At 61.3% G+C, this 13,211-nt stretch carries 15 protein-coding genes; 10 read left to right on the forward strand and 5 right to left on the reverse strand.

The window, feature by feature from the left end:
- Entirely contained in the window at positions 1-531 is a 531-nt protein-coding gene (locus CAG02_RS05190; protein ID WP_007926354.1) for a DUF5943 domain-containing protein, read from the reverse strand.
- A 77-nt stretch (positions 532-608) separates the two neighbouring features.
- Complete coding sequence (locus CAG02_RS05195) at positions 609-1,586, reverse strand: dipeptidase (RefSeq protein WP_007959776.1); 978 nt, start codon at positions 1,584-1,586, stop codon at positions 609-611.
- A 234-nt stretch (positions 1,587-1,820) separates the two neighbouring features.
- Between CAG02_RS05195 and CAG02_RS05200 the strand changes: the two genes are divergently transcribed.
- From CAG02_RS05200 to CAG02_RS05215, 4 genes are all read left to right on the forward strand, one after another.
- A complete protein-coding gene (locus CAG02_RS05200) occupies positions 1,821-2,222 on the forward strand; it encodes a lysozyme inhibitor LprI family protein (protein ID WP_085709255.1) in 402 nt (133 codons plus the stop codon).
- Between the two features lie 212 nt (positions 2,223-2,434).
- Positions 2,435-2,689 carry a type II toxin-antitoxin system RelE/ParE family toxin gene (locus CAG02_RS05205; RefSeq protein ID WP_085709147.1) on the forward strand — a complete coding sequence of 85 codons (255 nt, stop codon included), beginning with the start codon at positions 2,435-2,437 and terminating at the stop codon, positions 2,687-2,689.
- Entirely contained in the window at positions 2,673-2,996 is a 324-nt protein-coding gene (locus CAG02_RS05210) for a helix-turn-helix domain-containing protein (RefSeq protein ID WP_085608908.1), read from the forward strand. The genes CAG02_RS05205 and CAG02_RS05210 overlap by 17 nt, the downstream gene beginning before the upstream one ends.
- A gap of 32 nt (positions 2,997-3,028) precedes the next feature.
- Positions 3,029-3,445, forward strand: a complete 417-nt coding sequence (locus CAG02_RS05215) for a DUF3010 family protein (protein WP_085709146.1) — start codon at positions 3,029-3,031, stop codon at positions 3,443-3,445.
- 1 nt (position 3,446) lies between these two features.
- On the opposite strand, the gene CAG02_RS05220 is transcribed toward CAG02_RS05215, so the two are convergent.
- Positions 3,447-4,391, reverse strand: coding sequence for a GlxA family transcriptional regulator (locus CAG02_RS05220; protein WP_085709145.1), 945 nt, complete (start codon positions 4,389-4,391; stop codon positions 3,447-3,449).
- A 193-nt stretch (positions 4,392-4,584) separates the two neighbouring features.
- Here CAG02_RS05220 and CAG02_RS05225 point away from each other — a divergent pair, with 193 nt between their 5' ends.
- From CAG02_RS05225 to CAG02_RS05255, 6 genes are all read left to right on the forward strand, one after another.
- Positions 4,585-5,529: a choline ABC transporter substrate-binding protein gene (locus CAG02_RS05225; protein ID WP_085709144.1), complete on the forward strand. Its 945-nt coding sequence runs from the start codon at positions 4,585-4,587 to the stop codon at positions 5,527-5,529.
- 118 nt (positions 5,530-5,647) lie between these two features.
- Positions 5,648-6,535, forward strand: a complete 888-nt coding sequence (locus CAG02_RS05230; protein ID WP_064380223.1) for a 3-keto-5-aminohexanoate cleavage protein — start codon at positions 5,648-5,650, stop codon at positions 6,533-6,535.
- Positions 6,536-6,676: 141 nt separating this feature from the next.
- On the forward strand, positions 6,677-7,642 hold the full coding sequence (locus tag CAG02_RS05235) for an L-carnitine dehydrogenase (RefSeq protein ID WP_007959763.1): 966 nt from the start codon (positions 6,677-6,679) through the stop codon (positions 7,640-7,642).
- A 129-nt stretch (positions 7,643-7,771) separates the two neighbouring features.
- Complete coding sequence (locus CAG02_RS05240; RefSeq protein ID WP_085709143.1) at positions 7,772-8,248, forward strand: thioesterase family protein; 477 nt, start codon at positions 7,772-7,774, stop codon at positions 8,246-8,248.
- Positions 8,249-8,272: 24 nt separating this feature from the next.
- Positions 8,273-9,436 carry a gamma-butyrobetaine dioxygenase gene (locus CAG02_RS05245; RefSeq protein ID WP_085709142.1) on the forward strand — a complete coding sequence of 388 codons (1,164 nt, stop codon included), beginning with the start codon at positions 8,273-8,275 and terminating at the stop codon, positions 9,434-9,436.
- 273 nt (positions 9,437-9,709) lie between these two features.
- Positions 9,710-9,970 (forward strand): hypothetical protein, encoded by a 261-nt coding sequence (locus CAG02_RS05255; RefSeq protein ID WP_085688602.1) that lies wholly within the window; start codon positions 9,710-9,712, stop codon positions 9,968-9,970.
- Between the two features lie 76 nt (positions 9,971-10,046).
- Here the strand turns inward: CAG02_RS05255 and CAG02_RS05260 are convergent, their stop codons facing one another.
- Positions 10,047-11,150, reverse strand: a complete 1,104-nt coding sequence (locus CAG02_RS05260; RefSeq protein WP_065260190.1) for a GlxA family transcriptional regulator — start codon at positions 11,148-11,150, stop codon at positions 10,047-10,049.
- A gap of 445 nt (positions 11,151-11,595) precedes the next feature.
- Complete coding sequence (locus tag CAG02_RS05265) at positions 11,596-12,972, reverse strand: L-serine ammonia-lyase (protein WP_085709141.1); 1,377 nt, start codon at positions 12,970-12,972, stop codon at positions 11,596-11,598.
- Between the last annotated feature and the right edge of the window lie 239 nt (positions 12,973-13,211).

The raw sequence follows: 13,211 nt of genomic DNA on the forward strand, positions 1-13,211 counted from the left end.
TTACAACGGCTTGACGGTGAACAGGCCGTCGTCGTGGCCTTCTTCGGAGCCACCGTAGACCTGCTCGGCCACGGTGCGGATCTTGCTGCCGCGAGCGGCGAGGATCTGGTCCATGGCACCGGCAAACCAGCCGGTGAACATGTAGTCGACCTTGCGCCCGACCTTGCCGTAGACGTAGACGAACGCCGAGTGTTCGAGCTTGACGCTGGCGGTGCCTTTGTCGAGATCGATGTCCTGGATCTTGAACAGGCCCCAGCCGCGCTGCGACAGGCGCTTCATGTAGTGTTCGAACACTGCGACGCCTTCCAGGCCGTGGCACTCGGCTTCTTTTTCACACCAGTGCCAGGCGGATTTGTAGCCGGCCTTGTAGAGGATTTCGGCGTAGGCGTCGGCGCCCAGCACTTCCTCGATGCCCATGTGGTTGTTGACGAAGAAATGCCGCGGCACGTACAGCATCGGCAGGGCGTCGGAGGTCCAGACACCGGTCTCGCTGTCGACTTCGATTGGCAATTGCGGGGCGATCTTGGCCATGGAAACTTAACTCCAGAAAAATTTGGGTGTTGCCCCCGGCGCGGACGGCCGGGGGAAAGTATTCGGGAAGCGGCGGCTTATTCGCCCCAGACGTCTTTCAAGACGTTGACCCAGTTTTCGCCCATGATCTTGCGCACCACACGTTCGGAGTGGCCACGCTTGAGCAGGGTTTCGGTCAGGTTCGGGAACTCGCCGACGGTGCGGATGCCCAGCGGGTTGATGATCTTGCCGAAGTTGGTCAGACGGCGGGCGTAGCCCTTGTCGTGGGTCAGGTATTCGAAGAAGTCCTGACCGTGACCCTGGGTGAAGTCGGTGCCGATGCCGATGGCGTCTTCGCCGACGATGTTCATGGTGTATTCGATGGCTTCGGCGTAGTCGTCGATGGTCGAATCGATGCCCTTGGCCAGGAACGGCGCGAACATGGTCACGCCGACGAAACCGCCGTGGTCAGCAATGAACTTAAGCTCTTCATCGGACTTGTTGCGTGGGTGCTCTTTCAGCCCCGACGGCAGGCAGTGGGAATAGCAGACCGGTTTTTTCGATTCGAGGATGACTTCCTCGGAAGTCTTGGAACCGACGTGGGACAGGTCGCACATGACGCCGACGCGGTTCATCTCGGCGACGATCTCGCGACCGAAACCCGACAGGCCGCCGTCACGTTCGTAGCAACCGGTGCCCACCAGGTTCTGGGTGTTGTAGCACATCTGCACGATGCCGACGCCGAGCTGCTTGAACACCTCGACATAGCCGATCTGGTCTTCGAACGCATGGGCGTTCTGGAAGCCGAAGAGGATGCCGGTCTTGCCCTGCTCCTTGGCCTTGCGGATGTCGGCGGTGGTGCGGACGGGGATCACCAGGTCGCTGTTTTCGCGGATCAGTTTCTGGCTGGCGGCGATGTTGTTGACCGTGGCCTGAAAGCCCTCCCACACCGACACGGTGCAGTTGGCCGCCGTCAGACCGCCCTTGCGCATGTCTTCGAACAGCTCGCGGTTCCATTTGGCAATGATCAGACCGTCGATAACGATGCTGTCGGCGTGTAATTCGGCTGGGCTCATCAGGCGTCCCCTTATTGGCGATTCATGCGCCGAATCGTCTGCCGGCGCTTTGGGGCCAGCATATGCCTCGGTGCGCGACCAGCCGGGTGCAAAAACGACAGGGGAATTGCCGAAAGCGTCAATCCGCGACAAAGCGTCGCCAACCGGTCCGACCAGCCACCTGTTCAAGCCCGCGAGCTTGAGCCAGAATCTGGCGCATCTTGGAAACACCACTGGATTAGAGCGGCGACATCAATGAAATCGATCTTCCTGGCTTTGGCACTGATTGCGACCGGCGTACACGCCGCCGAAGAGTCCGACAACAACCCGTGCGACGCAGTTGAAAACGACGTCCAGACCCTGGAATGCTCGACCTACAGCCGCACCACCGCCGAAGACCTGCTCAAGGACAACTACAAAAGCCTGAACGAACGCATGCAGGCGACCTACGGCAAGAACCCGGCGCAACTGGCCGACATCACCGCCAAACTCAAGACCGCCCAGCAACAATGGCTGAAAACCCGCGACGCCGACTGCGCCGTCGAAGCCTTCCCGGCGACGGACGGCAGCAAGGCGTTCAAGATTGCGCAGAATGATTGCGTGGCGCGGATGAGTGACGAGCGGTCGGAGTTTTTGGAGTCGATCGGGCAGGAGTAATCGCTTATTCACCGGAGAAAGCTGGAAGTATTTTCAGCTTTCTGATGCAAAAGAACCTTTTCCCACAAAACGTTCAGATCTGCCCCACATCACCTGTCCGAAGCCGCTGTTCTAGAGGCTTTGCGCGCAACATGCCGTCAAAGGTTGTTTATTGGCCACCTGAAAAATATAAGCAAAGATTCGCAAATCTTATAAAAGACTTATATTCTGCCATGAACAGCATCCACTGGACTCGAAAGGCCGTTAAGCAACTCCTGAAATTGCATTCCGTTCATCAGTGTCAGGTCAGAGATGCCATCACGGTGCTTGCTGACATGCCTGATGTGGGCAATGTGAAAGCACTGGTTGGTCATGACTACGCCTATCGGCTGCGCGTCGGTAATTACCGAGTCATGTTCGACTGGGATGGCGCGATTAAAGTGGTCAGTATTCAAGAGGTAAAAAAACGCGATGAACGCACTTACTGACATCCAAATCATCAATGATTCCGAGGGCAAACCCGCTTTCGTAGTCATTCCGTACGCGCAATATGTGGCGCAGAAAATGGAGCCTGACCTGATTCCCCATGAGGTGGTCAGTCGCATTGTCGACGGGGCAACTCCGATCAGGGCCTGGCGCGAACATCTCAACCTGACCCAGGAAGAAGTGGCTCGGCGCATGGGTATTTCGCAGCCGGCTTTTGCGCAGCAGGAAACCGTTGCAAAACCGCGCAAGGCCACTCGCGAAAAGATTGCAGCGGCGTTTGGTATCACCGCCAACCAGCTTGAGCTGTAAGCTGCACCTCTTCCGCCAATCAAGGGATTCACATGAACATCTGCGGTATCGAAATCAAAGGCAGTGAAGCGATCATCGCCGTGGCGTCCCTCGACGGTTCGGCGCTGGGCCACGTCGCTCTGAGCACCAAGAAAATCGCCCTGGACGATGACGACGAGGCGGCCAACGTCAAACGGTTCGCCGCGCAAGTGGCGTCGTTCGTGCGCGAGAACTCCATCGATCGCATCGCGATCAAGAAACGCAGCAAGAAGGGTGAGTTTGCCGGTGGGCCGACCACGTTCAAGATCGAAGGCGTTTTTCAGTTGCTGGATGGTTGCGAGGTAACGCTGCTGTCGCCGCAGACGATCAATGCCCAGGCCAAAAAGCACAATTTCGAGCTGCCGGGCACGCTGAACAAGTATCAGCATGAGGCTTACAAAGCGGCCTGCTCGGCATTGATGAAGAAGTAACTCAGGCCTGAGCAGTACGCCGATCTTCCCGTGGACACCGGGCAAACTTCGCCCGGTAGCTGCGGGTGAAGTACGACGGTGATTCAAACCCGCAGGCGATGCTGACTTCCAGCACACTCATGTCGGTCTGGCGCAACAGCTGCCGGGCCTTTTCCAGCCTTAAGCGCAGATAGAAGTTGCTCGGTGTGTCGTTCAGGTGCAGGCGGAACAGGCGCTCCAGTTGCCGCCTAGTCACCTTGATCGACTCCGCCAGCTCCAACGTGGTCAACGGCGGTTCGCTGTGCTGCTCCATCTCGCCGATCACATGCACTAGCTTCTTGTTGCTGATGCCGTAGCGCGTGGCGACTTCCATGCGCTGGTGGTCCTTGCGCGGACGAATCCGCCCCAATACAAACTGCTCGCTGACCTGGATCGCCAGTTGTGGGCCGTGGGCCTGGGCGATCAGGTCGAGCATCAGGTCGATGGATGCGGTGCCGCCGGCGGAGGTGATGCGCCGGCGGTCGATCTCGAACAGTTCCTGGGTGACGCTGAGCTGTGGATAGGATTCCTTGAACGCGTCGATGGCTTCCCAGTGCAGGGTCAGGCGATGACCATCGAGCAGGCTCGCTTCGGCGAGGACGAAGCTGCCGGTATCGATGGCGCCGAGGGTCACGCCTTCGTTGTCCAGCCGTCGCAGCCAGTGCTCCAGCGCCGGAGTGGCGAATTTCAGGGGTTCGAAACCGGCGACTACCAGCAGCGTCGCCCCTTTCTTCAGCGGCTCCAGCGCCGCATCGGCGTTGACCGACATCCCGTTGCTCGCCAGCACCGCCCCGCCATCGGCACTCAACACGTGCCAGCGATACAACTCGCCGCGAAAGCGGTTGGCCACCCGCAGCGGTTCGATCGCAGAGATGAAACCGATGGCGGAAAAACCCGGCATCAACAGAAAGTAGAAATCCTGGGACATGGTGCGCACTCGGTCAGCGGGTAGCGTGCAACGTTGATACGCCAGTTGTCGGCGGCATTCAAGAGCACAGGTCGCTGCAGTGCAAGAGCTGGTCGCCGCAGTGCGTTTTTACGGGGGCATTGCTGCGTAATTTGAGCATCACCGGCGCATCAGACGCCGGGACCCACAATAACGACCTGCCGAGGAACCCGACATGAAACGACTGATCAGCAGCTGTGTTCTCGCACTCAGCGGTACCGCGTTTTTAAGCGCCAGTGTCATGGCGGCCGAACCTGCCTCGTGCCAGAACGTGCGCATGGGCGTCGTGAACTGGACCGACGTTATCGCCACCAGCGCCATGACCCAGGTTCTGCTCGACGGCCTCGGCTACAACACCAAACAGACCAGCGCCTCCCAGCAAATCATTTTCGCCGGCATCCGCGACCAGCGTCTGGATCTGTTCCTCGGCTACTGGAACCCGCTGATGACCCAGACCATCACCCCATTCGTCGATGCCAATCAGGTCAAAGTCCTTCCGGCGCCGAGCCTGAAAGACGCCCGCGCCACCCTCGCCGTGCCGACCTATCTGGCCGACAAGGGCCTGAAAACCTTCGCCGACATCGCCAAGTTCGAGAAAGAACTGGGCGGCAAGATCTACGGCATCGAGCCAGGCTCGGGCGCCAACACCCAGATCAAGGCGATGATTGCCAAGAATCAATTTGGCCTCGGCAAGTTCCAGCTCGTGGAATCCAGCGAGGCCGGCATGCTCGCCGCCGTCGACCGCGCCGTGCGCCGCAAGGAAGCCGTGGTGTTCTTCGGCTGGGCGCCGCACCCGATGAACGTCAACGTGCAGATGACCTACCTGACCGGTAGCGACGACGCCCTGGGCCCGAACGAAGGCATGGCCACCGTGTGGACCGTCACCGCGCCGAAATACGCCGAGCAATGCCCGAACGTCGGCCGCCTGCTGAGCAACCTGACGTTCACCGCCGAAGACGAGAGCCGGATGATGCAGCCGCTGCTCGATCACAAGGACGCCTTCGAATCGGCCAAGCAATGGCTCAAGGATCACCCGCAGGACAAACAGCGCTGGCTCGAAGGCGTGACGACCTTCGATGGCAAACCGGCGGCTGAAAACCTCCAGCTCACCAGCAAATAAACCTCAATTGAAAAGCCCCTCACCCTAACCCTCTCCCGGAGGGAGAGGGAACTGACCGATGTTTCGCAGCCCGCCCCGGGCTGCGGACAGACCCATCACGCCTGAAGGAAAACGCACCATGAATCACGACGTCATCATCACCTGCGCACTCACCGGTGCTGGCGACACGACCGCCAAGAGCCCTCACGTGCCGGTCACTCCAAAGCAGATCGCCGCAGCCGCCGTCGAAGCGGCCAAGGCCGGCGCCACCGTCGTGCACTGCCACGTCCGCGACCCGCAGACCGGCAAGTTCAGCCGTGACGTGGCGCTGTACCGCGAAGTCATGGAGCGCATCCGCGAAGCCGACGTCGACATCATCGTCAACCTCACCGCCGGCATGGGGGGCGACCTGGAAATCGGCCCGGGCGAGAACCCGATGGAGTTCGGCCCGAACACCGATCTGGTGGGCCCGCTGACCCGTCTGGCCCACGTCGAAGAGCTGCTGCCGGAAATCTGCACGCTGGATTGCGGCACCCTGAACTTCGGCGACGGCGACACCATTTATGTCTCCACGCCTGCGCAACTGCGCGCCGGCGCCAAGCGCATCACCGAGCTGGGCGTGAAGGCGGAGCTGGAGATTTTCGACACCGGTCACCTGTGGTTCGCCAAACAGATGATCAAGGAAGGCCTGCTCGACAACCCGCTGTTCCAGCTGTGCCTGGGCATCCCGTGGGGCGCGCCGGCCGACACCACCACCATGAAAGCCATGGTCGACAACCTGCCGGCCGACGCCGTGTGGGCCGGATTCGGCATCGGCCGGATGCAGATGCCGATGGCCGCGCAAGCGGTGCTGCTCGGCGGCAACGTGCGGGTAGGCCTGGAGGACAACCTGTGGCTGGACAAAGGCGTACTGGCGACCAACGGCCAACTGGTCGAACGCGCCACCGAGATCCTCAGCCGCCTCGGCGCCCGGGTGCTGACCCCGGCTGAAGGTCGCAAGAAGATGGGGCTGACCCAGCGCGGCTGACGGCCACACATCAAACCCTGTGGGAGCGAGCTTGCTCGCGAAGAGGCCGGTACATCCGAAGCATCTTCATCAGCAGTGCCGCCGCTTTCGCGAGCAAGCTCGCTCCCACAGGGAATCACCGAATTTTCCTAGGAAATAACCATGAGCTTTATCACCGAAATCAAAACCTTCGCAGCACTGGGCAGCGGCGTCATCGGCAGCGGCTGGGTCGCCCGCGCCCTCGCCCACGGCCTCGACGTGGTGGCCTGGGACCCGGCGCCGGGTGCCGAAGCGGCGCTGCGCAAACGCGTGGCCAACGCCTGGGGCGCGCTGGAGAAAAACGGCCTGGCGCCGGGCGCTTCGCAGGATCGCCTGCGCTTTGTGGCGACCATTGAAGAGTGCGTGCGCGACGCGGATTTCATCCAGGAAAGCGCCCCGGAACGCCTCGAACTGAAACTGGAGCTGCACAGCAAGATCAGCGCAGCGGCCAAGCCGAATGCGCTGATCGGTTCCAGCACTTCGGGCCTGTTGCCGAGCGAGTTCTACGAGAGCTCGACCCACCCGGAACGTTGCGTGGTCGGTCACCCGTTCAACCCGGTTTACCTGCTGCCGCTGGTGGAAGTGGTCGGCGGCAAGAACACCGCGCCGGAAGCGGTTCAAGCGGCGATGAAAGTCTACGAATCCCTCGGCATGCGCCCGCTGCATGTACGCAAGGAAGTGCCCGGTTTCATCGCCGACCGCCTGCTCGAAGCGCTGTGGCGCGAGGCGCTGCACCTGGTCAACGACGGCGTGGCGACCACCGGTGAAATCGACGATGCGATCCGCTTTGGTGCCGGCCTGCGCTGGTCGTTCATGGGTACGTTCCTGACTTATACCCTGGCCGGTGGCGATGCCGGCATGCGCCACTTCATGTCGCAGTTCGGCCCGGCGTTGCAGTTGCCGTGGACGTACCTTCCGGCACCGGAACTGACCGACAAGCTGATCGACGATGTGGTGGATGGCACCAGCGATCAACTGGGCCGCCACAGTATTTCGGCGCTGGAGCGCTATCGTGATGATTGTTTGCTGGCGGTGCTTGAGGCGGTGAAGACCACCAAAGAGAAGCATGGAATGAGTTTCAGCGAGTAATCCTTGCGCCAGCAATTCTGGCCTCTTCGCGAGCAAGCTCGCTCCCACAGGAGACTGCATTTCAACTGTGGGAGCGAGCTTGCTCGCGAAGACGGCAGCCCAGACAACATCAATGTTGGAACAGATACCATGCCCACCCTCACCACCTACCAGACCCGCATCATCCCCGACTGGGTCGACTACAACGGCCACCTGCGCGATGCCTTCTACCTGCTGATCTTCAGCTACGCCACCGACGCCCTGATGGATCGTCTCGGCATGGACAGCAACAACCGCGAAGCCAGCGGAAACTCGCTGTTCACCCTCGAACTGCACCTCAACTACCTGCACGAAGTGAAGCTCGATGCCGAGGTCGAAGTGCGTACACAGATCATCGGTCACGACCAGAAACGCCTGCACCTCTATCACAGCCTGCACCTGGCCGGTGGTGACAAGGAGCTGGCCGGCAACGAACAGATGCTGCTGCACGTCGACCTCGCCGGGCCGCGCTCGGCACCGTTCACCCCGGACACCCTGAGCCGCTTGCAAGCCATCGTCGCCGAGCAGGCCGACCTGCCCGCTCCCGCTTATATCGGCCGGGTCATCGCCCTGCCACCAGCCCGGTAAATCCACCCATCGCAAGGAGCCGCCATGCAAACCGCCGCCGCAGTTGCCGATTTCCGTACTTATCCGTTGATCAGCGCGCTGAACGGCGTGCAGAACCTTGCGGATCGCGTTCTGATCGAATGGGCCGACGGGCGCGTCAGCCCGTTCCACCACGTGTGGCTGCGGGACAACTGCCCGTGTCCGCAGTGCGTCTACAGCGTTACCCGCGAGCAAGTGTTCGAGATCGTCGATGCGGCGCAGGACCTGTCGCCCTCCGCCGCGCATATCGACACCGACGGCTGCCTGCGCATCGACTGGCAGGACGGCCACCTCAGCCGCTTCGATGCGGGCTGGTTGCGGGCCCACGCCTATGACGACGAATCCCGTGCCGAGCGCCTCGCCGCCAAACCGAAAGCCTTTCTGTGGCACAGCGATTTGCAGTTGCCGGTGTTCGACTATTCAGCGCTGATGAACGACAACGCCGCACTGCTGCAATGGTTGTTGGCGGTACGCGACATCGGCCTGACCCAGGTCCGCGGCGTGCCCACCGAACCCGGCTCGCTGAAGCTGATCGCCCAGCGCATTTCGTTCATCCGCGAGAGCAATTTCGGCGTGCTGTTCAACGTGCAATCCAAGGCCGATGCCGACAGCAATGCCTACACCGCATTCAACCTGCCATTGCACACCGACCTGCCGACCCGCGAGCTGCAACCGGGGCTGCAATTTCTGCATTGTCTGGTGAACGAAGCCGAGGGTGGCGAGAGTATTTTCGTCGACGGTTTTGCGATTGCCGAAGCGTTGCGCCAGGAAGATCCCGCGTCGTTCAAGGCGCTGTGCGAGATCCCGGTAGAGTTTCGCAACAAGGACCGCCACAGCGACTATCGCTGCCTCGCGCCGATCATTGCCCTGGATGCGCTGGGCCGGGTTGCGGAAATCCGCATGGCCAACTTTCTGCGCGGTGCATTCGACACGTCCGTGGAGCAAATGCCGCTGCTGTATCGAGCCTATCGGCGCTTCATCGCCATGACCCGCGAGCCGCGTTTCCAGGTGATGCAGCGGCTCAATCCCGGCGAGTTGTGGTGCTTCGACAACCGCCGCACCCTGCATGCGCGCAACGCCTTCGACCCGACCACCGGGGCCCGGCATTTTCAGGGCTGCTACATCGACCGGGACGAGTTGCTGTCGCGGATTCTGGTGCTGCAACGCTAGACCGCGTCATCGTTATTCGCAGGCAAAAAAAGCCCCGATACAAGCCGTGACAGGATCGGGGCGAGGGTACTGTTGAGGAGCTGCCATGCCGAGGGTGACCAAACCTTCGTGAAGCGAGCTGAGGCCAGTGTGCCCACTCCCCTGGCCGGCGAGTTAGCCGAAAACGACCTGTTCATAGTCGTCGCGGCCACTGCGACAAATCGCCCTTGCCGTGCCTGTACAGGCCTACCAGAATCGAGTCACGACCTCCGTTGCCAAAGAAGGATTCGCGTCATGATGTATGCCGATTTGATCGATCAGGAAGACCTGTTGGGCCAACTCAAGTCGTTGGGATTCGAAGTACCGTCCGGCTCCACGGCCCAGCAGGCCTGCGAGTGCGCCGTGCGCGGTCTGGACGATGTGCGGGCCAACACGCTGCGCACCATGGTCAAGCAGATGTACACCAGCAGCGCGAGCATCCAGCCGATCGTGCGCGAAGCCATCGACAAGCAATTGCTGCCGGCCCTGGCGCAGTACCAGCAGACCCGCGCCTGATACCTGACCGAAAAAAGATCGCAGCCTGCGACAGTGCCTTTCCTGAAGGCGCTGTCGCAGGCTGCGATCTTTCGTTTCAGAGACGCACGCTGGCGAAGGTCGACTCGTTGCGCGCCTGGCTCAGCGCCGACATCGGCCCGGACAGCGGCGACATCACGATGGCTTGCGGCAGCGGCAGCATCGCCACCTGCTGGGTGGTGTTGGAGCCGACGCGTTCGTCACGCGGCGGAATGCCGAAGTATTCGCGGTAGCACTTGGAGAAGTGCGGCGTCGACACGAACCCGCAGACCGACGCCACTTCGATGATCGACATCGGCGTCTGCTTGAGCAGTTGCCGGGCACGGATCAAACGCAGCTTGAGGTAGTAGCGCGACGGCGAACAGTGCAGGTATTTCTGGAACAGGCGCTCGAGCTGGCGACGGGACACGGCGACGTACACCGCCAGTTCGTCGAGGTCGATCGGCTCCTCCAGGTTGGCTTCCATCAGCGCGACGATTTCCTGCAGTTTCGGCTGGTTGGTGCCGAGCATGTGCTTGAGCGGCACGCGCTGGTGATCCTGCTCGTTGCGAATGCGCTCGTAAACGAACATCTCGGAGATCGCGGCGGACAGTTCACGGCCGTGATCGCGGCTGATCAGGTGCAACATCATGTCCAGCGGCGCGGTGCCGCCGGAACTGGTGAAACGGTTGCGGTCGAGGGTGAACAGACGGGTGCTCATCGCCACACGCGGGAAAGCTTCCTGCATCGCTGCCAGACATTCCCAGTGCACGCTGCAATCGAAGCCGTCGAGCAGGCCGGCGCAGGCCAGTGCCCAACTGCCGGTGCACACGGCGCCGAGGCGACGGGACTGGCGCGCCTGGCTTTGCAGCCACGAGACGTGTTCACGGGTAACGGTGCGTTGAATGCCGATCCCGCCGCACACGATGATGGTGTCGAGGGCCGGGGCTTTGTGCATGGAGGCGTCGGGGGTGATCTGCAGACCGTCACTGGCCCAGACCTGGCCACCGTCGACGGTGAGGGTGGTCCAGCGATACAGCTCGCGACCGGACAACTGGTTGGCCATACGCAGCGGTTCGACTGCGGAAGCCAGGGAAATCAGCGTGAAATTGTCCAGCAGCAGAAAGCCGATGGATTGAGGCGCACGGTTCTGGGGTTGAGCCCCGGAGTTGAACGACGTCATCGCGGTATCTCCTCACACAAAGCAGGTGATGGCCTCAGGCGGAGGCTCTTGTTATTGCCATCGTTCTCTTGCGTGAGACGGGGCTTTGTTATGACAGAGCAATTGCCATGCCTAAAATTGAATGGCTGTTCAATAACTCCTGAAAACGACGTCGCGACGCGTCTATACAAGCCGTCCGACGAAAGGTTGTTCGAAGTGCCATCAGCGGCGGTGAAAGCCCTGCCCCGGCGTGCGTGAGCAGATCGGTAGCACTTGTGGGAACAGGGCTGCGGGGGATTGTCCTACAGTGTCACCGCTGGCACGGATGACGGACGGTAGCCGGCGCGAATCCGGCCATGCGGGTGGGAAACACTCTTATCTGATTGCGACGCGCCAAAAGGTGGCGCGTTTTATTGTCGATGCTCACTTGGTGCGCAGTTTTGACTGGTCTGGCGCTGTCGGCGTATCAGCACTCCACCGCGCTGACCGCCAATCCACCCCGTGAAGTTTCCTTATATTTGTCATGCATGTCGGCGCCGGTATCGCGCATGGTGCGGATCACCCGGTCCAGCGAAATAAAGTGCTGACCATCGCCGCGCAAGGCCATCTGCGCCGCGTTGATCGCCTTCACCGCCGCAATCGCGTTGCGCTCGATGCACGGCACCTGGACCAGACCGCCCACCGGATCGCAGGTCAGACCGAGGTTATGCTCCAGGCCAATTTCCGCCGCGTTGCACAACTGCTCCGGCGTGGCGCCGAGCACTTCCGCCAGCCCCGCCGCCGCCATTGCGCAGGCAGAACCGACCTCGCCTTGGCAACCGACTTCAGCGCCGGAGATCGAGGCGTTCTTCTTGCACAGAATCCCCACCGCCGCCGCGCCGAGGAAATAATCGACCACGTTGGAGTCGGTCACCGCTTCACTGAACTTCATGAAGTAGTGCAGCACCGCAGGAATGATCCCGGCTGCGCCGTTGGTCGGTGCCGTGACCATGCGCCCGCCGGCCGCGTTTTCTTCATTGACCGCCAAGGCGAACAGGTTGACCCACTCCATGGCGCTGAGGGTCGAGCCGATCACGTTGGGCTTGTTCAATTCCTGAAGACTGCGGTGCAACTTGGCCGCACGCCGACGCACATTGAGGCCGCCCGGCAGGATGCCTTCGTGCTTGAGGCCCTGCTCGACACAATCCTGCATCGCCCGCCAGAGCTTCATCAGCCCGGCGCGGATTTCCTCTTCGCTGCGCCAGACTTTTTCGTTGGCCATCATCAGTTCGGCCACGCGCAGGTTGTTCTGCTTGCATAGCTCCAGCAGTTCGACGGCGCTGGAGAAGTCATAGGGCAATTCGGTGCGATCCAGATCTACCACACCGCTGGACGCCTGCGCCTCATCGACGACAAAACCGCCGCCGACCGAATAGTAGGTGTCGCGATGTATCTCGCCGTGATCGCCTTCGGCAACCAGGGTCATGGCGTTGGGGTGGAACGGCAGGTTCTCGTCGATCAGGCGCATGTCGCGGGCCCATATAAAAGGCACCGACAAACGACCATCCAGTAAAAGGGTATGGGTTTCGCGCAGGGCCTGGATCCGCGGGCCGATCTGCGACGGGTCGATTGCGTCCGGCCACTCGCCCATCAGGCCCATGATCACCGCGTTGTCGCTGCCGTGACCGACGCCGGTGGCCGACAGCGAACCGAACAGTTGCACTTCAATCCGCCGCACTTGTTCCAGCAGAAATTTGTCGCGCAGCGACTCGACGAACAGCGCCGCGGCGCGCATCGGCCCGACGGTGTGAGAACTGGAGGGACCAATGCCGATTTTGAACAGGTCGAAAACGCTGATAGCCATTGATGCAGAGCTCCTGAGAGTGCCGGTCCGGGGCGTGAAGCGCCCGCTGGCGGAGCTGCTACGCTCAAGCTGCGATCCGCCGGAATGCCCGCATCATCAGGCTTTTCCCGGGTCGCACGGCGTCTGACACCGACGCACTCATGCCCACGAACGCCGTGCCGGTTTTCGCCCGTGTTTTCGCCGTTTTTATGCGGTTCAGATGGCCAAACAGGGCTGAAAAAAGCTGTAAACGACGTCAC

The sequence above is a fragment of the Pseudomonas sp. R43(2017) genome (genome assembly GCF_002112345.1).
Lineage (GTDB): Bacteria > Pseudomonadota > Gammaproteobacteria > Pseudomonadales > Pseudomonadaceae > Aquipseudomonas > Aquipseudomonas kribbensis.